The sequence below is a fragment of the Salinibacterium sp. ZJ450 genome (assembly GCF_011751885.2).
In the GTDB taxonomy this organism is placed as follows: domain Bacteria; phylum Actinomycetota; class Actinomycetes; order Actinomycetales; family Microbacteriaceae; genus Ruicaihuangia.
This window is the reverse complement of the sequence record NZ_CP061771.1, coordinates 2,761,765-2,781,405: the sequence shown is the minus strand read 5'-3', so window position 1 is coordinate 2,781,405 and position 19,641 is coordinate 2,761,765. Positions and strand designations below refer to the sequence as shown.

The following is a 19,641-nucleotide window of genomic DNA, read 5'->3' as shown; positions in this document are numbered from 1 at the left end:
ACACACGGAGCGCCAAGGGGCTGGGCGTACCGTGACCAACAAATAGGCAATAGGCCCTCAGGCGTCCGCCGTTCGGGCCGGGAACGGAGTAACCGTCATGCGTGCAATCGTGTTCACCGATTACCAGACCTTCCCCTCCCTCGAGGAGGTGGAACGTCCCCAGCCCGGTCCCGGCGAGGTGCTGCTGAAGGTCGCCGGCGCCGGGGCCTGCCACTCCGACGTCGCCATCTACAAGGACTTCGTCGAGGGAGCACCGGGCGCCCAGCGACCGGCGTTCACCCTCGGCCACGAGAATTCCGGCTGGATCGAGGAAATGGGACCCGGAGTGCACGGGTTCACCGTCGGCGACGCGTTCCTGGTCTACGGACCCGTCGGCTGCGGCCACTGCCGCGCCTGCTCGCGCGGTCAGGACACCTACTGCGAGAACGCCGCCACCATGCCGTACCTGGGCATCGGACTCGGCCGCGACGGAGGGATGGCCGAGTACGTTGTCGTGCCCGCCCGGAACCTGATCCCGCTCGGTGACGCCGACCCCATCGCCGCAGCGCCGCTCAGCGACGCCGCCCTGACCCCGTATCACGCCATCAAGAACTCGCTCCCGAACCTTGCCGGAGGCGGCCGATTTGCCCTGGTGATCGGGCTCGGCGGGCTCGGTCAGATCGCCGTGCAGATCCTGTCGGCGCTGACCGGAGCCACCATCATCGCCACCGACATGAAGCAGGATGCGATGGAGCGCGCCGCCGCAGCCGGAGCGCTCACCGTTCCCGGCGGCGACGGTCAGGTCGCCGCCATCCGCGCCCTGACCGATGGACGCGGCGTGGATGCCGCATTCGACTTCGTCGGTGCGACGCCCACCATCAAGACCGCGCAGGCCTCGATGGCGCAGGGCGGACGCTGCACGGTGGTCGGCATCGCGGGCGGCACCACCGAGTGGTCGTTCTTCGGCACACCGTACGAGTCGACCATCACCAACACCTACTGGGGCACCATCGAAGACCTCTACGAGGTGGTCGACATGTACCAGGCAGGGCAGATCCAACCGGAGATCGAGCGGTACTCGATGGATGACGCACTCGAGGCGTACCGAAAGCTCGAGTCAGGGCAGCTTTCCGGACGTGCCGTCGTGGTGCCGCACGGCGTTTAGCGCCGGCAGAACTACCGCGGCCGCCGAACCTACCGTCCGGTCTTCGGAACGACCGTCAGCACCCGGATGATGAACTCGCGGAACTCCTCCAGGAAGTTGCGCAGGAAGTCCGTGGTGCCGTCGTTGGTGACCTCACCGTCATCGGTGATGAGCCCGGGTGTGATGTGAATGTACGCCTCCGGGAAGTTCATCTGTGGCGAGTTGCAGAACGACATCACGCTCTTCAGGTTCTGCTGCGCCACCACGGTGCCGAGTGCACCGATCGACGCGCCGATCATCGCGGACGGCACCCGATTGAACGAGTTCTGTCCCCAGGGACGGCTGCCCCAGTCGATGGCGTTCTTCAGCCCACCCGGGATGGACCGGTTGTACTCGGGGGTGATGAACAAGACGGCATCCACCGAGTCAATTGCGTCCTTGAACGCGCGCGCCTCCGGTGGGAACTCCGCGTCGTAGTCGGGGCTATAGAGCGGCAGATCCTTGATCGGGATCTCGGTCAGTTGCAGCTCGCGCGGCGCGAGGCGCACGAGTGCCTTGGACAGCGTGCGGTTGATCGACGCGGTGGAGAGGCTGCCGACGAAGTAGCCAACCTTGTACGGGGGCTCGTGCTCGATGATGGTGGCCATGGCGCTTCCTTCTTTCGGTGGGAGTGGTGGGTAAGCGCACTTCCCAGTGTCATCCCGGGGCAGCTGGATGTCACGCCTGCACAAGCGGGGATCTACTCGTGCGCGGCATCCGCTCGTTGTTTGATGGGATTTCGGATGCCGATGAATGACACGACCCCGCCCAGGATGAACAGCGCGGCGGTGGTGATCATCGCCCGCCGGAAGCCGGCGGGGTCGAGCCCGGTGATGGTGATCACGCCGAGGAAGGCGATCGCGACGAGGCCGGCGACGCGCGCCACCGCGTTGTTGATCGCCGAGCCGATGCCCGATTGGCTGGGGTCGATCGAGCCGAGGATCGCCGAGGTGAGCGGCGCCACGGTGATCGCCAGACCCAGCCCGAACAGCACCACACCGGGCAGCACCTGGGTGAGGTAGTTCACGTCGGGGGTGATGGTCAGCAGCACGATGAAGCCGATTCCCATCACGAGTGGCCCGACAGTCATGAACAGCCGCGGCCCGTACTTTCCGCCGAGCCCGCCGATGTAGGAGGAGAGCAGAATCAGGATGATCTCGACCGGCATCAGCGCCAGGCCGGCGAGCGTCGCCGGGTACCCGCCGGTCTCCTGCAGGAACACCATCAGCGCGAAGTTGCCGAGCGAGATCCCGGCGTAGATGAAGGTGGTGGCGACGTTGCCCCAGCTGAAGTTGCGAACGTGGAACAGGCTGAGCGGCATCATCGGGTCACGAATGGTGTGCTGCCGCCATAAGAACGCGGCGAACGAGAGGATGCCGACCGCCATCGTCGCCCAGATCGCCGGGTTCTGCCAGCCCAGGTTGCCCTGCTCGATCAAAGCGAACACCGGGGCACCGATGCCGATCGTGGCGAGCACCGCGCCGAGGAAGTCGATCCGCACACCCTCCTTGCGCACATCCGTGTGGCCCAGCCGCACCAGCAGCCACAGCGTGATCGCGATCGGCACCACATTGATCGCGAACACCAGCCGCCACGACAGCAGGTCGACGAAGATGCCGCCCACCAGCGGGCCGGCGATGAACGCGGCGCTGGTCCAGGCTGTCCAGGCGCCGATCGCCTTGGCCTGCGCGACGTCGCGGAAGCTCGACATGATCATCGCCAGCGAACTCGGCACCAGCATGGCTCCGGCGATGCCCTGCAGCGCGCGGGCGACGACCAGGAACTCCGGGGTGGGGGCCACCGCGCAGAGCACCGAGGCCACCCCGAAGCCGATCAGGCCCCAGCGGATCACCTTGATGCGCCCGTATAGGTCGGACAGCGACCCGGCCACCAGGATCAGGCCGCCGAGGGTGATCAGGTAGGCGTCGACCACCCACTGCTGGGTGGCGAGTCCTCCGCCGAGGTCCTCCTTGATCGCGGGTAGCGCGACCGTGACCACCGAACCGTCGAGGAACGCGACGAAGGAGGCGAGAATCGCGATCGCGAGAACCAGCCGTTGTTCCCGTGTCATGAGCACATTGTCGTCGCATTCGGGGGTGGCCGCATAGTGCGCGCGCTCGCGGCGCACTCACGGGGGCGATTGGGCCGCGCAGAACGGCAGCATTCGGCGATGAAACGCCGTCCGTTGGCGCAGTTGAGCGGCGCGTCGCGAAGGATCGCTGCCGTTCTGCGCGCGCAGCCGCGCCTCCCGGCGCAGCCGTCCCCCTACGGCGTCGGGTTGAGGGCGTCGTAGTGCCGGAAGCCCGCGTTGAACCGCATCAGCAGCGCGATCAACGCCACGATCAGCGCCCCGCCGAGCACTGGGGCAATCCAGAGGGCCGCGAACGCCGCCACGACTCCGATGTAGAAATCGCCCACACGAGGTCCACCGGTGACCACGACGGTGAAGATGCCCTGCAGCCGGCCGCGCATGTTGTCCGGGACAGCCGTCTGCATCATGGTCGTCCGGAAAATCGAGCTGACGTTGTCGGCGGCACCACTGCCGGCCAGCAGCAGACAAGCGAGGATGAGGGCCGGCAGGTTCGCGGCATCCATCGACTCGGTGATCGGATGAATCCAGCCCGTGTTCGCGACCGCGAGCACCACCCCGAACCCGAGCACACACGCGCCGTACGCCGCGATCGCCCAGCCGATGGCCCGACCGTGCCAGCGCACCTGACCGACCCGGCCCGAGAACAGGCTGCTCACCATCGTGCCAAGCGCACCCGACGCGGTGAGCAGGCCGACCGCCACCGGCCCGCCGCCGATGATGAGCGCCCCCACGGCGGGAAACAGTGCGTGCGGGCGGCCAAAAGTCATGGCGATAATGTCGACGATGAACGACATCCGGATGTTCGGCGCCGTCCGCAGGAACGCCAGACCCGACCGCACCGAGTCGAGTCCTGGCTTGTGCCGCTCGCCTTCCGGCACGATCGCCGGCAGGGTGAAGATGCCGAGGAACGCAGCGGTGAACAGCACCACGTCGATCGTGTAGGTCCAGGTGAAGCCGACACCCGCCACGAGCACGCCGGCTAGCGCCGGTCCGACCGTGATCATGAGTCCCATGCTCATGCCGGTCAGCGCGGATGCCGCGGGCAGAAGCTCCCGCGGCAGCAGGCGCGGCAGGATGGCGTTCCGTGAGGTGCCCATCACGGTGGCCGCCGCAGCGTTGAGCGCCGTGAACAGGTAATAGGGCCAGAGCACGTCAACCGACAGCCAGGCGCTGCCGGCGATCGCCGCCGTCGACAGCCAGGCGACGATCGCCGAGGCGAGCGCCACCTTGCGCCGGTCGAACGCGTCGGCGAGCATGCCGCCGTAGAGGCCGGCGAACACCATGGGCAGCAGGGCGACGGTGCCGACCATCGCCACCGCGAAGGTCGAGGACGTCATGTCGAAGATGTGCAGACCGACCGCGACCACGGTCATCTGGCTGCCGATCCCGGCGATCGTGTTGCCCGCCCAGAGGCGAGCGAAAGCCGGACTCTGTTTCAGGGGAGTGAGGTCGACAAGGTGCGTGCGCGTGCCGGCTGAAACAGAGATGGTCGTGCCCTTCGAACAAGCGACACAGGCCGCTCCCCGATGGTACCGGTGCGGCGAAGGGGATGACGGGACGGGCTGCGCTACTCGGCTGGCGCTCGACTCAACGCAGGCGTCGACGTCGCGCCGGCGTCCTCCAGCACCTGGACGAGCCCATGAGCGTTCTCGGTGGCCGGTAGGTTCTGGCGTGCTGCGCTGAGCGAGAGCACAACCCAGAGGGCGAGCACCACAAGCACGAGCACCGCGATCACGTAGACCCACGTGCGTTTGCTCACGTCGTCAGAATCCTCCCAGAACCCGATGGTCGTCAAGGGGTCTGTGCGCAATGTCTGCGGGGTCGCGTGCGCTACTTAAAGGGCGGGGTCGCTGGCAGGATGGGCCCATGGCAGTCCAGCTGAAACGCGCGTACGACGATGCCGATCCCGCCGACGGATATCGCGTGCTCGTCGACCGGCTCTGGCCGCGCGGCGTCACGAAGGACCGCGCCGCGGTCGACCTGTGGCTGAAGGATGTCGCGCCGAGCTCCGAGCTGCGGAAGGAGTGGCACCACAACCCCGGCCGATTCGACGAGTTCGCGGGACGGTACCGTGCCGAGCTCGACCAGGCGGCGGCGGTCGCCGAGCTGGAGGGCATCATCGCGCAGCACCCGACGGTCACGCTGGTGTACGCCTCGAAGGACCCCATGGTCAACCACGCTGCGGTGCTGCGCGACTACCTCGCCGAGCGCTGACCGAGCTAGCCAGCCCCGGGCGTGCCGGAGTCTGCAGCTGAAGCAGCAGCAACCGGACCACCCGGCTGCACGCCCTTGCGCCGCCGAACCCGCCGCGCGACGAAGATCACCGCGGCCGCGAGCAGCGCGACCAGCACCAGCCACGGCAGCAGCACCCCGAACGCCACCAGCAGTCCGGCGAAGAACCCGACAAGCGCTTCCCACCCGGCCGTCAGCCCCGACCAGAACGTGTTCGGGGTCTCGGGTGCGGCCTCCGTCTCCGAGAGCAGCGTGAGCGTGATCGTCGCCAGTGCCACCTGGTCGGCGTAGTAGCGGCGCTGCGACTCCAGGCTCTCCAGCTCGGCCTGCCGAGAGGACAGCGCGGTCTCCAACTCGATCAGGGTCTTCGTGTCGGTCGCGGAGCTGAGCAATGCCAACAGGCGGTCAACGGATGCACTCAGCGCCTCGATGCGGGCGTCGAGGTCTTGGACGACCACGGTGACATCGTCCGTGGCGACCGACACCTCGCGGGCGTCGCCGAGTCGCTTCAGGTCGTCGAGCACCTGCGTCAGCCGATCCGCGGGAATACGCAGGGTCAGCGTTGCGCTGCCCGGGCTGCCGTCGGTCGGCGTCCGTTCGTACCGGCTGTCGACTCGGCCGCCGGCCGATTCGACGATGTCGGTGGCGTCCGCGGCCGCGGCGATCGGGTCGTCAGCGACCACCGTGATCGATCCAGTGCTGATCACCTGCCGGTCGCCATCGGACTCCGCGACATCCGGAATCGCACCGGGCGCACCCGGCGCCATCTCGCTGCTGATGCCACCACCCTGATCGGTGACCGTGCCCTCGGGCGCGGTGGTGCTCGTGTCGCTGCCAGCCAAGCCGGTGCACCCGGCGAGGGCGATGACGGCGGCCAGGAGTGCTGTGGTTCCCAGTATTCGCCTCATGCCATCACGGTACGGTGCAAGCCATCCTGAGCACTACCCAACGTTTGTCACGATTTGAACGTCAGCACGGATGTCGCCACCTGCCATAATCGGGGCTGTGGGGTGGTTCGGCTGGACGCGTAAAAGCAAGGCGCCCGTCCTGCACGTTGCGAGCGATGTGGGAACCGGGCCGGTGGTGATCCTCGTGCACGGCATCGCCTCGTCATCGGTCACCTTCGAGAACCTGGTTCCGCTGCTGGCCCCGCACCATCGGGTCATCTCCATCGACGTGCTCGGGTTCGGCGAATCGCCGTCACCCGACGAGGCCGCGTACACGATGGAGGAGCATGTCGAGGCGCTGGATGCCACCATCCGCTCGCTCAAGCTGAAGCTGCGGTTCGTGCTTGTCGGGCACTCGCTCGGCAGCCTGATCGTGGCGCGCTACTCCACGCTTCACCCGCGCAAGCTCACGAAGCTGGTGCTGGTCTCGCCGCCCATCTATGTGCCGCCGAGCGCGGTGTCCGACCCGATGGACCGCGCCGCACTGGGCATCTACAGCAAGGTTTACGAGTACCTGCGCGGCAACAAGGAGTTCACCATCAAGGCCGCGACCCGCCTGGGCCGGCTCTCGCCGATCAAGAACGTGCTCGACGTCTCCGAACGCAACTGGCGCGCCTTCGTGTACACGCTGCAGAACGCCATCGAGTCGCAGACCAGCGTCAGCGACATCGCCGCGGTGTCGGTGCCGGTCGAGGTGGTCTACGGCACCTTCGACCCGTTCCTGGCCCCGGCTGGGCTCAAGATCGTGGGGCAGATGCGTCACGTCACCGTGCATAAGGTCGACGCCAACGACCACCTGATCCGCCCCCGGCTGGCCCGAGTCGTCGCGGCGGCGGTCGGCTGACCCCTTCCCGCCGGCTCGCGCGCGCCTCTACAGTCAGAGCATGAATCCTGTCGCGCAGGTGCTGGCGGTTCTGGTCGGCGTGCTGGTCATCGGGGTGGGAGTGCTCGAGGCCTTCTTCTACCGCGATCAACGGTTCCACTCGATGTTCCTCATCCGTCCGGAAGTTCAGCGCGCGGTGCGGCTGTGGGTAGTGAACCAGGGTTTCTACAACATGGTGCTCGGCGCCGGCGCGATCCTCGGCGTCATCCTGCTGCAGACGACGGACCCGCTGATCGGCCGCACCCTGATCTTCTTCGTCTGCGCGGCGAACGTGATCCTGGGCATCGTGCTGGTGGTGTCGAATCGCACGCTGTGGCGCGGCGCGATCGCACAATCCGGGCTGCCGCTCGTCACGATCATCGCCGCCCTGGTGGGCGGCTGAGACCGGAGGCTGTGCACATGGAGCACCGAATTCTGGGCCGCACCGGCCGCCGCGTGTCGGTGATCGGCCTCGGCACCTGGCAGCTCGGCGGCGACTGGGGTAAGGTCGACGAAGCGGATGCGCGCGCGGTGCTCGACGCGTCCGCGGCATCCGGCGTCACCCTGTTCGACACCGCGGATTCCTACGGCGACGGCCGCAGTGAATCGATCATCGGCGCGTGGCTGGTCGACAACCCCGACAGCGGGGTGACCGTCGCCACCAAGATGGGCCGCAGGCTCGACCAGGTGCCGGAGAACTACGTGCTGGCGAACTTTCGAGCCTGGACCGAGCGGTCCCGGCTGAACCTGGGCGTCGACACGCTGGATCTGGTGCAGCTGCATTGCCCGCCCACCGCGGTGATCGAGAGCGACGAGGTGTACGACGCGTTGGACACCCTGGTGCAGGACGGCGCGATCGCGCATTACGGGGTGAGCGTCGAAACCGCCGACCAGGCCCTCGCCGCCATTGCCCGACCGGGAGTGGCGACGGTGCAGATCATTCTGAACGCGTTCCGGCTGAAGCCGCTGGACGCGGTGCTGCCCGCCGCAATCGACGCCGGCGTCGGCATCCTCGCCAGGGTGCCGCTGGCGTCTGGACTGCTGAGCGGCAAGTACACCCGCGACACCACGTTCCCGGCCGACGACCACCGCACCTTCAACCGGCACGGTGAGTCATTCGATCAGGGCGAGACCTTTGCCGGTGTCGACTTCGAGACGGGCGTGATCGCGGCGCAGGAGTTCGCGGCGCTGGCCGGCGACCTGCCGCCGGCGCAGGCGGCGCTCGCCTGGGTGGCGCAACTCGATGGGGTGTCCACGGTGATCCCGGGCGCGCGCTCACCCGAGCAGGCCAGGGCGAATGCCGCGGCGGGGGAGCTGCCACCCCTCGGCGACGACTTCACCGCGGCGGTTCGCGACCTGTACGACCGCTACTTCCGCGCCGACGTGCACGCGCGCTGGTGACCGCGGGGCGAACGTCGTAGGGGTTGTGTCGGCGGCCCCGGTGGGCGAGGATTCGGGAACACCATGACGAACGAGCTTCCGGTGGATCATCCTGACGGGCCACGACTCGATCGTGTTCCGCGGCGAACTCGTGTCTTCGTTCTTGACGATCATGAGGTGGTGCGCCGCGGGGTCGCGCACCTCATTGAGTCCGAACCCGATCTGCACCTGATCGGCGAGGCGAGCAGTGTGCGGGAGGCTCGGGCGCGGATACCGGCCACCACTCCCGATGTGGCACTGCTCGACGTGCGCCTACCCGACGGCAACGGAATAGACCTCTGCCGCGAGCTGAACGCGCAGGCTCTGCCCACCGGATTTCTCATCTTCACCGCGCACGACGACGAACAAGCCAGGCACGCCGCACTGATCGCGGGCGCGGCTGGATACCTGGTGAAAGACATCCGCGGAAACCAGCTGGTCGCAGCGATTCGTGCGGTCGCGGCGGGAAAGTCGATCCCGGATCGGATCCCGCACGAGCGAACCGGCGATGCACTGGCTCTGGGGGAGCGGTCGGACCCCCGCCTGGATAGCCTCAGCATGCGCGAGAGACAGGTGCTTGCGCTGATCTCGTCTGGGTTGACGAATCGGCAGATTGGCGAGCGACTCACCATTGCGGAGAAGACGGTGAAGAACTACGTGTCCGGACTGCTGGCGAAGCTGGGTTTCGAGCACCGCACCCAAGCCGCGATCTTCGCCGTTCGGGGAACCCGGTCAGACGACTGAGGGAGCAAACAGACGGTGCGCGTGTGGACCAAGACGCCCGGGGGCAGGCTAAAACTCGTCGAGCCAGCCGAGCAGCACCGAGGCCGTGACATCCGGGGCCTCACGGTGCGGTGAATGCCCGCTGCCCGAGATCTTGGTGTACCGAACCAGCGGGTTCTGCCGCGCCAGCCGCTGCCCGACCTCCGGCGGCAGCATGGTGAAGACGGCGGGGTCGCCGCCGATGATCAGGGTGGGCACGGTGAGTGCGGATGCCTCGGGCAGTAGGTTCCACGGCCGGTTCTGGTCGAACACGCGCCCGGCAGCATCCGGATCAACCTGTTCGAGCGCGGTCTGCTTCGCCTGGATGTCGCGGGCATGCCAGCTCGGGTGCGCAGCGGTGAGCTCATCGGCGTTCTGCGTGAGTTCGGCAACCTCGCCGGCCCGGATCTGGTCGAGGTCGGAGTCGGTCAGCAGCAGCGGCGGATCGAGCAGCACCAGGCGGTAGGTGAACGAGTCGTTCTGCGCCGCGATGATGCTGGCGGTGGCGCCGAGCGAGTGGCCGATCACGAGGTCCCACTCATCAACGGGCAGGTCGGCGGCGAGGGCGTCGAGCGTGTAGTCGTCGACGCGTGGCGCTCCTCCGTGGCCGCGCAGGTCGACCATGGTGACCTGCCAACCCTCCTGCACCAGACGCTCGGCCAGCTGCCACCAGGTGCCGCCGTTCGACCCCAGGCCGTGCACGAGCAGGGCGCGCTTGCCGGATGTTCCAAGGGTGGTGAGACGGGGAAGGGCGACCATGCCCTTACGCTACCGAACGACTCAGCTGGGCTGGACCGGCACCGGCTCGGTGTCGGGAATCGGACTGGCGTCCCGGCCGCGCAGGTCGGGGTGCCAGCGCACGAAGATCACGGCGAACAGGAATCCGGCGAAGACGAAAACGGATGCCACCACGAAGCCGCCGACGGCCATGTACGCGTCGATCATGAAGCCCGCGATTGCCGATCCGATTGCCGCGCCGATCAGCTGTCCGGTGCCGACCCAGCCGTAGGCCTCGGCGGTGTCGCTGAACTTGACGCTCGCGGAGACGATCGCGAAGCACACCGCGAGGGCCGGGGCGAGTCCGATTCCCGAGATCAGCAGGGTGAGTGACAGCCACCAGAAGTCGAGCACCAGACCGGCCAGAGCGATGCCGACGAAGACAATGAACATGCGCCGGGCGAGCGCCCACGGCCCGACCGGCATATGCCCGAATGACAAGCCGCCGGCGAGCGAGCCGATCGACCAGATCGCCAGCACGATGCCGGCCTCGGGCCCACCGTCGCCGTAGACGGCCACGACGCTGGCCTCCACCGCGGCAGTGCCGCCGATCATCAGGAAGCCGACGATCGTGGCCAGCAGCACCGGCCTTCTGAGCAACACCTTGCCGAACGCACGCCGGCTGCGCGGGATGCGCACCCGCCCGACCTCTGGCGACGACAGGAACCAGACCCCACCGAGCACCAGCAGTGCGGCCGCGACGAGGATGGCGACGGTGGTGGAGATCTGCGTGGCGATGAACGTGGTGATCACCGGGCCCAACACCCAGATGATCTCCTGCGCAGATGCGTCGAGCGAGAACAGGGGAGTGAGCTGCTTGGAGTTGACCATCTTCGGGTAGATGGTGCGCACGGCGGGCTGGATCGGGGGTGTGCTCAACCCACCGAACAGGCCGACCAGCATGTACAGCCACACCGGCATCTCGATGAAGGCGATGGCGACCATAGAGAGCAGGCACACCACGAGGGTGAGGGTGATGACCGGACGCATGCCCCAGCGGCCCATCCAGCGGCTGGTGAGCGGACCGGCGACGGCCTGGCCGATGCTCGTTGCCGCCAGCACCAGCCCGGCTGCGCCATACGAATCGTGGATGCGTTCGATGTGCAGCAGGTAGGCCAGCGAGAGCATGCCGCTCGGAAAACGGGCCATCAACTGAGCACTGATGATGCGCGCCACGCCGGGCGTTCGCAGGATGCTCATATAGCTCGTCACAAGAGCATCAGTCTACGGTTCGCAAACGACGCGAAGACAGACTGGAGCGCGTCCGCGCGACACGCCCGAGAGAGCCACTGCGGAGGTTAATTCTTGCCGCAGAAATGTCGGTGGTAAGGGGAAGAATTGGGGACAAAGCTGGGAGAAACGGGCCAAATCTGTTCATAAGCCTGTGGACGAACCTGTGAATAATGACACGACTGTAATTACTTCATCTAGTGCCGGATCAAATGAGGACCACAAGATGTAGTATCGATTCACTGCCAAACAAGATCCGTGGCAGGTCGCAAAAGGGGAGGGAATTAGATGGCAATCACCGTTTACACGAAGCCGTCTTGCGTGCAGTGCACCGCAACATATCGGGCACTCGACAGCAAGGGAATCGAGTACGAAGTTCTCGACGTTTCGACCGACGAGCAGGCCCTCGAAGCGGTCAAGTCGCTCGGCTACATGCAGGCCCCTGTCGTCATCACCGACGACGACCACTGGTCGGGATTCCGTCCAGACAAGATCAACGAACTGGCCACTCGCATCGCGTGAGACCAGTCCTTCTTGATCAGCTCAAGAAGGACCGCTCTCCCTGGAGCATCGCAATGAATCGACTGGTTTACTTCTCCAGCGTTTCAGGCAACACCGACCGATTCGTCAAGAGCCTGGGCCGGAAGGCCACCCGCATTCCACTCAAGGTGCACGACGATCCGATTCACGTCACTGAGCCCTACGTTCTCGTTCTCCCCACCTACGGCGGCGGAAACGGGAGGGGTGCAGTGCCCAAGCAAGTGATCAAGTTTCTCAACGACGAGAAGAACCGGTCACTGGTGCGCGGCGTCATTGCCGCGGGCAATACCAACTTCGGCGAGGCCTACTGCATTGCCGGCGACATCGTCGCCGCCAAGTGCAAGGTCCCGTTGCTTTACCGTTTTGAACTTTTCGGCACGCCCGACGACACTCGGGCCGTCAACACAGGATTGGACCAATTTTGGAATCTGCAGTCGCAAATCTCCCTGTAGTCACAGCGAGCAAGGTCGAGGGCCTGGACTACCACGCCTTGAATGCGATGCTCAACCTGTACGACGCCGATGGCAAGATCCAGTTCGATATGGATCGCGAGGCGGCCCGTCAGTACTTCCTGCAGCACGTCAACCAGAACACCGTGTTCTTCCACTCGCTGAAGGAGAAGCTCGACTACCTGGTGGAGAAGGAGTACTACGAGAAGGCCGTTCTCGACCTGTACCCGTTCGAGTTCATCGAGGGTCTCAGCGACCTGGCGTACTCGAAGAAATTCCGCTTTGACACCTTCCTCGGGGCGTTCAAGTACTACACCTCCTACACGCTGAAGACGTTCGACGGCAAGCGCTACCTGGAGCGGTTCGAAGACCGCGTGGTGATGACGGCGCTCGGCCTCGCCCAGGGCGACCAGAAGCTCGCCACCAACCTGGTCGAGGAGATCATCGCCGGCCGATTCCAGCCGGCCACCCCGACCTTCCTGAACTCGGGCAAGGCGCAGCGCGGCGAGCTGGTCAGCTGCTTCCTGCTGCGCATCGAAGACAACATGGAGTCGATCTCGCGCGGCATCAACTCGTCGCTGCAGCTCTCCAAGCGCGGCGGCGGTGTCGCCCTGTCGCTGTCGAACATCCGCGAGGCCGGTGCGCCGATCAAGCAGATCGAGAACCAGTCATCCGGCATCATCCCCGTGATGAAGCTGCTCGAAGACTCCTTCAGCTACGCCAACCAGCTCGGCGCCCGTCAGGGTGCCGGAGCCGTGTACCTGCAGGCGCACCACCCCGACATCCTGCGCTTCCTTGACACCAAGCGTGAGAACGCCGACGAGAAGGTGCGCATCAAGACGCTGTCGCTCGGCGTTGTCGTGCCCGACATCACCTTCGAGCTGGCGAAGAAGAACGAGGACATGTACCTGTTCTCGCCGTACGACGTGGAACGCGTGTACGGAGTGCCGTTCGGCGACATCTCGATTACCGAGAAGTACTACGAGATGGTTGACGACGCGCGGATCAAGAAGACCAAGATCAACTCTCGCGACTTCTTCCAGACCCTCGCCGAGATCCAGTTCGAGTCGGGCTACCCGTACATCGTGTTCGAAGACACGGTGAACGCGGCGAACCCGATCAAGGGCCGCATCAACATGTCGAACCTGTGCTCCGAGATCCTGCAGGTGAACACCCCCACCACCTACAACGCCGACCTGTCGTACGACCAGATCGGCAAGGACATCTCCTGCAACCTCGGCTCGATGAACATCGCCCTCGCGATGGACTCGCCCGACTTCGCGCAGACCGTCGAGACCGCGATCCGCGGCCTCAGCGCGGTGTCCGATCAGAGCCACATCTCGTCGGTGCGGTCGATCGAGTTCGGTAACGACAAGTCGCACGCCATCGGCCTCGGCCAGATGAATCTGCACGGCTACCTGGCCCGCGAGCGCATCTACTACGGCTCCGAAGAGGGCATCGACTTCACCAACATTTACTTCTACACGGTGCTCTTCAACGCGCTGCAGGCGTCGAACAAGATCGCCATCGAGCGCGGCCAGGCCTTCGAAGGCTTCGCCGACTCCAAGTACGCGTCGGGGGAGTTCTTCGACAAGTACACCGAGCAGGTCTGGGAGCCGGCAACCGAGCGCGTGCAGGAACTGTTCGCGAACTCGCAGGTGCACGTGCCCACGCAGCAGGACTGGCTGGAGTTGAAGGCATCCGTTCAGAAGCACGGTATCTACAACCAGAACCTGCAGGCGGTGCCGCCCACCGGTTCGATCTCGTACATCAACAACTCGACGTCGTCGATCCACCCGATCGCGTCGAAGATCGAGATCCGGAAGGAAGGCAAGCTCGGCCGCGTCTACTACCCGGCGCCGTTCATGACGAACGACAACCTGGACTACTACCAGGACGCCTACGAGGTCGGCTACGAGAAGACCATCGACACCTACGCCGCCGCAACGCAGCACGTGGACCAGGGCCTGTCGCTGACGCTGTTCTTCAAGGACACCGCCACCACTCGCGACATCAACAAGGCGCAGATCTACGCATGGAAGAAGGGGATCAAGACGATCTACTACATCCGCCTGCGTCAGATGGCCCTGGAGGGCACCGAGGTCGAGGGCTGCGTCTCATGCATGCTGTGACGATTTCCCCCCTCGCTTCCGCGTATAACCAAGGACACAACTGATGACTCTCACCGACAAGGTCAACTCGGCCGCCAACGACCCCGCCCACCAGGGCAAGGTCAAGCTGGTCAGCCACGTCAACGCGATCAACTGGAACCGCATCCAGGATGACAAGGATGCCGAGGTCTGGGACCGCCTGGTCAGCAACTTCTGGCTGCCCGAGAAGGTGCCGCTTTCCAACGACGTGCAGTCGTGGGCGACCCTGACGCCCGAGGAACAGACGATGACCATGCGCGTGTTCACTGGTCTCACTCTGCTGGACACCATCCAGGGCACCGTCGGCGCGATCAGCCTGATCCCGGATGCGATCACCCCGCACGAGGAAGCGGTCTACACGAACATCGCATTCATGGAGTCGGTGCACGCGAAGAGCTACTCGTCGATCTTCTCGACGCTCAGCTCGACGCCGGAGATCGATGCTGCGTTCCGCTGGTCGACCGAGAACGAGAACCTTCAGAAGAAGGCTCAGATCATCATGGACTACTACCGTGGTGATGACCCGCTGAAGCGGAAGGTTGCCTCGACCCTGCTCGAGTCGTTCCTGTTCTACTCGGGCTTCTACCTGCCGATGTACTGGTCGTCTCGCGCCAAGCTCACCAACACCGCTGACCTCATCCGGCTCATCATCCGCGATGAGGCCGTGCACGGGTACTACATCGGCTACAAGTACCAGAAGGGTCTCGAGAACGAGACCGAGGAACGCAAGCAGGAGATGAAGGACTACACCTTCAGCCTGCTCTACGAGCTCTACGACAACGAGGTGCAGTACACCCAGGACCTCTACGACGGAGTCGGCCTGACCGAAGACGTCAAGAAGTTCCTGCACTACAACGCCAACAAGGCGCTGATGAACCTCGGTTACGAGCCCATGTTCCCGAAGACGGTCACCGACGTGAACCCGGCGATCCTGTCCGCGCTCTCGCCGAATGCCGACGAGAACCACGACTTCTTCTCGGGCTCAGGCTCCTCGTACGTGATCGGCAAGGCCGTGAACACGGAAGACGACGACTGGGACTTCTAGGCCCCCGCCGCCTCCGCCCATCACCAAGATAGTTGTCGCGATTCCGTTGCAGTGGCGATCGCGACAACTGTCTTGGAACAGACTTGTTGCGTTCGAGGCTCCCTGACAGGGCGCATCAGCGGGCGGGTCTTGCGGGAATTGCGCGACATCACGCCCGCGGCCCCACTGCGGCGTCCGTAAGAGCCTCTAGTATTCCCGCTGACTCTGGTCATCGACGAGCGAGCCCGTTGAGCACGGATGAAATCCGCTGCCCGGTCAACCTCCAGGCAACGGCCTGACCTTCGGACCGGATGCAGCAGCCAGAGATTCGAGATGTGCCGCAGCCTGTTCTGTCGCGTCAGCGATTCGACGAAGAGCAGCAACGATGCTGATGCTTGAGAACAGGACGAGCAGAATCAGGATGACAAGCAGCCAAATGGGATCCATTTCGCGATCCTATCGATCGAACGCATGCGGGCTGTCCAACTACTTCGATAGATGATCGCCGGTGCCCGCTCAGCGTCCGATTATGGGCATTCAGCTTCAGGTTCGATCTCGGGCCAGCCCACCGCGTCACTAGGGACCCATAGGGTGGCCTCATGAGCCTGCAGCCCGATGATTTGCTCACCGGCCCTCGTGGAAGACGGCTGTGTCTTGCGTTCGCGCTGGAAGGATGGGAACTTCTCCGCGTCATGCGGTTTCGCTCAGACCGAGCCAGAGTCCCGCTTTCAGCACGAGCTCGCGACCACCGAAGAAACACTGGGGCTGCCGACGCACGGGCAACGAATCCAGATGACACGCTTTCTCTGAAGTCTCATAACCCACCTGCGTCGTAACTCATCAGTTTCGAACGACTGTGGGAATCTACGACGGCGCGGGTCAGACTGGATAAATGGAGTACGGCGGAGTTGTACCGACAGATGCCCCGGACCCGAGCATCGAGTCCGAGTCACGGGTGCGGAGTCTTGGCTTCCCTGTGTTCCAACTCAAACCGCAGCCGTCGCTGACGCGTGCACCGATTGCCGGCTTTACGGAGAGCAATGGGTCAGTTGGCCAGGAGGAACTGTCGGTGTTGTTCACTTACACGCTGTGGAAATATCCCGACGACCACTCCGACCCTCGCAACGAGATCGAGCTGGACGAACGAACGCGTCGGGCCCTCGAAGAAGAGCCCCCGTGGGGTCGCCCCAAATGGCTGATCGAGCAAGCTCAGATGTTCCGGTACCCAATGCTCTGGGATGCGGTCCGCACCGCCTGGCATGCTTCGCCGGATCGCGAGCGGGACTCACTTCCGCAGCAGCTCGTTGACCACACCAACCACGTTCTGCGCAACAGCTTCCGTGAAGAGCTTGGCCTTCCCGCTGGCCCGAGCACGCGTAACGATTGGAAAGTCACGCCCACCGCGGTGACGGAAGCCTCCACCAACGTCGACGGCCGCGACCGTCCTGCCGTGCAGATCGACACCGATCCATTTGTCCACGCCGTCGGATTCCGCGTCGATGAGCATGTGGTGTGCACGAGCGTCCTTCCCCGCGAGAGCCTGCCGTTTCTTGACTTCTCCCTGAAAACCTACGAGTAAACGGACGCCGCCGCGAGCGTGAGCCGGGACTGCCATGCCAAACTCTGCCCCGAAACCACACTCCGTAAACGAGGTTTCGATACGGCACACGTTTGTGATGAACCGCCCCAGGCTTTATCGACTGTCTCGTAACTTGAGCTCAAGCGGTCAGTGCATCACCTCGAACTTGTGAGGTGTTGTGATGGCTCGTCCCGGCTACCCGTTTCAGGTGCGGAGCTTGTTCTGGAAAGGGGTGCGGTCCGGGCTGTCGGTGACCAATGCGGCGCTCGGCGTCGGCGTGTCCCGGCCGACCGGATACCGCTGGTTCCGGGAGGCTGGCGGGGTGATCCCCGAATCGGCGCGGACAGCGCCAGTGCCCCGTGCCCGGCTGACGTTCCAGGAGCGGGAGGAGATCGCGGTCCGGAACGCCGCTGGGCAGAGCGGCCGGGAGATCGCGGCCGTGTTGGGCCGTGACCCGTCGACGATCTCCCGGGAACTGGCCCGGAACCGGACCGGTCAGGGCTACCGGGCCACCGTTGCCCAGTCGCTGACCGACCGGCGTGGCCGGCGGCCGAAGCCGCGGAAGCTGACCCGGTTACCCTTGCGTCGGAAGGTTCGGGCGTTGCTGCGCAAGCGTTACAGCCCGGAACAGATCGCCGGCCGGTTGCGGCTGGAGTTCCCCGATGACCCGGAGATGCACGTGTCCCACGAGACGATCTACCAAACCATCTACGTCCAGGGCCGCGGCGCCCTGCGCGCCGAGCTGGCGTTGGCGTTGCGCACCGGTCGGGCGTTGCGCAAACCGCACGACTCCGGCAGCCGCGGCGGGCCGATCAAGGACATGGTGATGATCAGCGAACGCCCCGCCGAGGTGGAAGACCGCGCCGTCCCGGGGCACTGGGAGGGCGATTTGATCATCGGCTCGACCGCCTCGAACAGCGCGATCGGCACCCTGGTGGAACGCAGCACCGGGTTCGTGATGCTGCTGCACCTGCCCGGCGATCACACCGCCCGCACCGTCGCCGACGCGATGATCCCCGCCATGCAGTCCCTGCCCGAACAGCTGCGCCGGTCGCTGACCTGGGACCAGGGCTCGGAGATGGCCCGGCACCAGGAGATCAGCCTGGCCACCAGCATGGACATCTACTTCTGCGACCCGCACTCACCCTGGCAGCGCGGCTCGAACGAGAACACCAACGGGCTGCTGCGCCAATACTTCCCGAAGAGCACCGACCTCTCCGTCCACGGCCCCGGCATCCTCGAGAACGTCGCCGCCGAACTCAACGCCCGACCCCGCAAACGCCACGGCTGGCACACCCCCGCCGAAGTCCTCGACAGGCTACTCTCGAACCCATCGAAACCAACCGGTGATGCACTGACCGCGTGAATCCGCCTAACCTCGGTGTCTCAAAACCCATCGTTTCCGGGCGTGGGCGTTGCGACGCATGGCAACCGCTCCAGAGACGGGGTCATCTCCGCCACCTGGATCATCGAGTGCGCAGCGCCGACCGCTGCTTCCCGTCCGCATCAAAGTTTTCAGGAGCGAGCCAGGCTTCGAAGCCCTCCTTAATCTGCGGCCAGTCGCGGTCGAGGACCGAGAACCACGACGTGTCGCGGTTGCGCCCCTTGTAAATTGTCGAGTGGCGGAACGTGCCCTCGAAGCTGAAGCCCAGGCGGTCGGCGGCTCGACGCGACGGAGTGTTGAGACTGTCACACTTCCACTCGTAGCGGCGGTAGCCCAGCTCGTCGAAGACGTAGCGCATGAGGAGGAAGTGTGCCTCACTGGACATCGGAGTTCGCTGCATAGCGCGGGAGAAGATCACCCACCCCACCTCGATCGCACCATTGGTCGGGTCGTGCCTCATGAGCGAGAGGGTGCCGACAGCCCGTCCATTTGACGCGTCGATGACCGCGTAGTGTCGCGGGTCGTCAGCCTGCGCCTGCGCGTGCAGCCAATCGCGATACAGCGCGGACGAGTCGAACGGCCCGACCGGCAGATAAGTCCAGTCGCTGTCGTCGGAGGCGGCGGCATACGCGGCCGAGAGATCATCGGCATGACGTGCCGCGTCGAGGCGTTCGAGGATACAGTACCGGCCTGGCAGCTGGTCAGCGTCTGGCAGCCGCCGAGCGGTCCAGTGGGGCAGGGCGAGACCGATGGGCTGGCCGTACTGGTTGGGCTCCGTATCAGAGTATTCCGTGTTCACAGATCAAGGCTACGAGAACGGTGTTGTCAGCATCCTCATCACCGGCAACTAACGCCACGGAGCCATCAGAGAACACCGCCACAGATCGATCAACTCACATTTATGGCGCGACCCGAAACGTGCCCGCAAACGATAGGTTGCGAGACACCATTGCTTGCGAGACGTGTCCCGCTTGAGGTCCGGCTTACGCGATACCAAGACGCCACTAAAAACGACTTCCGGTTCCGGGGACG

At 65.0% G+C, this 19,641-nt stretch carries 21 protein-coding genes; 12 read left to right on the top strand and 9 right to left on the bottom strand.

From position 1 onward, the window contains the following. Positions 1 to 97 precede the first annotated feature (97 nt). Positions 98 to 1,144, top strand: coding sequence for an NAD(P)-dependent alcohol dehydrogenase (locus HCT51_RS13435; protein ID WP_166877848.1), 1,047 nt, complete (start codon positions 98 to 100; stop codon positions 1,142 to 1,144). 29 nt (positions 1,145 to 1,173) lie between these two features. Here the strand turns inward: HCT51_RS13435 and HCT51_RS13430 are convergent, their stop codons facing one another. The 4 genes from HCT51_RS13430 to HCT51_RS13415 form a co-directional block, all read right to left on the bottom strand. Next, positions 1,174 to 1,770 (bottom strand): NADPH-dependent FMN reductase, encoded by a 597-nt coding sequence (locus tag HCT51_RS13430; RefSeq protein ID WP_166877850.1) that lies wholly within the window; start codon positions 1,768 to 1,770, stop codon positions 1,174 to 1,176. Positions 1,771 to 1,862: 92 nt separating this feature from the next. Beyond that, a complete protein-coding gene (locus tag HCT51_RS13425; protein WP_166877853.1) occupies positions 1,863 to 3,233 on the bottom strand; it encodes an MFS transporter in 1,371 nt (456 codons plus the stop codon). Between the two features lie 194 nt (positions 3,234 to 3,427). Then, a complete protein-coding gene (locus HCT51_RS13420; protein WP_191413895.1) occupies positions 3,428 to 4,741 on the bottom strand; it encodes an MFS transporter in 1,314 nt (437 codons plus the stop codon). A gap of 80 nt (positions 4,742 to 4,821) precedes the next feature. After that, positions 4,822 to 5,013, bottom strand: coding sequence for a hypothetical protein (locus tag HCT51_RS13415; protein WP_166876964.1), 192 nt, complete (start codon positions 5,011 to 5,013; stop codon positions 4,822 to 4,824). A gap of 107 nt (positions 5,014 to 5,120) precedes the next feature. On the opposite strand from HCT51_RS13415, the gene HCT51_RS13410 reads away from it, so the two are divergent. After that, a complete protein-coding gene (locus tag HCT51_RS13410) occupies positions 5,121 to 5,468 on the top strand; it encodes a DUF488 domain-containing protein (RefSeq protein WP_166877856.1) in 348 nt (115 codons plus the stop codon). 5 nt (positions 5,469 to 5,473) lie between these two features. Here HCT51_RS13410 and HCT51_RS13405 read toward each other — a convergent pair whose 3' ends face one another. Beyond that, positions 5,474 to 6,394 carry a DUF4349 domain-containing protein gene (locus HCT51_RS13405; RefSeq protein WP_166877859.1) on the bottom strand — a complete coding sequence of 307 codons (921 nt, stop codon included), beginning with the start codon at positions 6,392 to 6,394 and terminating at the stop codon, positions 5,474 to 5,476. 97 nt (positions 6,395 to 6,491) lie between these two features. Here HCT51_RS13405 and HCT51_RS13400 point away from each other — a divergent pair, with 97 nt between their 5' ends. From HCT51_RS13400 to HCT51_RS13385, 4 genes are all read left to right on the top strand, one after another. Then, positions 6,492 to 7,277: an alpha/beta fold hydrolase gene (locus HCT51_RS13400; RefSeq protein ID WP_224760496.1), complete on the top strand. Its 786-nt coding sequence runs from the start codon at positions 6,492 to 6,494 to the stop codon at positions 7,275 to 7,277. A 40-nt stretch (positions 7,278 to 7,317) separates the two neighbouring features. Then, the gene (locus HCT51_RS13395) at positions 7,318 to 7,698 is read left to right on the top strand and encodes a DUF1304 family protein (RefSeq protein WP_166877865.1); all 381 of its coding nucleotides are present in this window, start codon (positions 7,318 to 7,320) and stop codon (positions 7,696 to 7,698) included. Positions 7,699 to 7,715: 17 nt separating this feature from the next. After that, a complete protein-coding gene (locus tag HCT51_RS13390) occupies positions 7,716 to 8,696 on the top strand; it encodes an aldo/keto reductase (protein WP_166877868.1) in 981 nt (326 codons plus the stop codon). A 63-nt stretch (positions 8,697 to 8,759) separates the two neighbouring features. Beyond that, positions 8,760 to 9,458, top strand: coding sequence for a response regulator (locus tag HCT51_RS13385; protein ID WP_166877871.1), 699 nt, complete (start codon positions 8,760 to 8,762; stop codon positions 9,456 to 9,458). A gap of 48 nt (positions 9,459 to 9,506) precedes the next feature. Here the strand turns inward: HCT51_RS13385 and HCT51_RS13380 are convergent, their stop codons facing one another. Both HCT51_RS13380 and HCT51_RS13375 read right to left on the bottom strand, forming a co-directional pair. After that, positions 9,507 to 10,235 carry an alpha/beta fold hydrolase gene (locus tag HCT51_RS13380; protein WP_166877874.1) on the bottom strand — a complete coding sequence of 243 codons (729 nt, stop codon included), beginning with the start codon at positions 10,233 to 10,235 and terminating at the stop codon, positions 9,507 to 9,509. Between the two features lie 21 nt (positions 10,236 to 10,256). Continuing rightward, positions 10,257 to 11,465: an MFS transporter gene (locus tag HCT51_RS13375; protein WP_166877878.1), complete on the bottom strand. Its 1,209-nt coding sequence runs from the start codon at positions 11,463 to 11,465 to the stop codon at positions 10,257 to 10,259. A 306-nt stretch (positions 11,466 to 11,771) separates the two neighbouring features. Between HCT51_RS13375 and nrdH the strand changes: the two genes are divergently transcribed. From nrdH to nrdF, 4 genes are read left to right on the top strand one after another with little or no spacing between them, the layout of a single operon-like run. After that, positions 11,772 to 12,005, top strand: coding sequence for a glutaredoxin-like protein NrdH (nrdH, locus tag HCT51_RS13370; RefSeq protein ID WP_166877881.1), 234 nt, complete (start codon positions 11,772 to 11,774; stop codon positions 12,003 to 12,005). A gap of 53 nt (positions 12,006 to 12,058) precedes the next feature. Then, positions 12,059 to 12,475: a class Ib ribonucleoside-diphosphate reductase assembly flavoprotein NrdI gene (gene nrdI, locus HCT51_RS13365; RefSeq protein ID WP_166877884.1), complete on the top strand. Its 417-nt coding sequence runs from the start codon at positions 12,059 to 12,061 to the stop codon at positions 12,473 to 12,475. Further along, positions 12,445 to 14,604 (top strand): class 1b ribonucleoside-diphosphate reductase subunit alpha, encoded by a 2,160-nt coding sequence (gene nrdE / locus HCT51_RS13360; protein ID WP_370626835.1) that lies wholly within the window; start codon positions 12,445 to 12,447, stop codon positions 14,602 to 14,604. The genes nrdI and nrdE overlap by 31 nt, the downstream gene beginning before the upstream one ends. A gap of 43 nt (positions 14,605 to 14,647) precedes the next feature. Next, positions 14,648 to 15,667, top strand: coding sequence for a class 1b ribonucleoside-diphosphate reductase subunit beta (gene nrdF, locus HCT51_RS13355; protein ID WP_166877887.1), 1,020 nt, complete (start codon positions 14,648 to 14,650; stop codon positions 15,665 to 15,667). A gap of 255 nt (positions 15,668 to 15,922) precedes the next feature. Here the strand turns inward: nrdF and HCT51_RS13350 are convergent, their stop codons facing one another. Beyond that, complete coding sequence (locus HCT51_RS13350) at positions 15,923 to 16,093, bottom strand: hypothetical protein (RefSeq protein ID WP_166877890.1); 171 nt, start codon at positions 16,091 to 16,093, stop codon at positions 15,923 to 15,925. A 445-nt stretch (positions 16,094 to 16,538) separates the two neighbouring features. On the opposite strand from HCT51_RS13350, the gene HCT51_RS13345 reads away from it, so the two are divergent. Together HCT51_RS13345 and HCT51_RS13340 are read left to right on the top strand one after the other, a co-directional pair. Next, entirely contained in the window at positions 16,539 to 17,225 is a 687-nt protein-coding gene (locus HCT51_RS13345) for a hypothetical protein (RefSeq protein WP_166877892.1), read from the top strand. A 181-nt stretch (positions 17,226 to 17,406) separates the two neighbouring features. After that, a complete protein-coding gene (locus HCT51_RS13340; RefSeq protein WP_224760494.1) occupies positions 17,407 to 18,591 on the top strand; it encodes an IS30 family transposase in 1,185 nt (394 codons plus the stop codon). A 100-nt stretch (positions 18,592 to 18,691) separates the two neighbouring features. Here the strand turns inward: HCT51_RS13340 and HCT51_RS13335 are convergent, their stop codons facing one another. Further along, positions 18,692 to 19,408, bottom strand: coding sequence for a GNAT family N-acetyltransferase (locus HCT51_RS13335; RefSeq protein ID WP_166878857.1), 717 nt, complete (start codon positions 19,406 to 19,408; stop codon positions 18,692 to 18,694). Between the last annotated feature and the right edge of the window lie 233 nt (positions 19,409 to 19,641).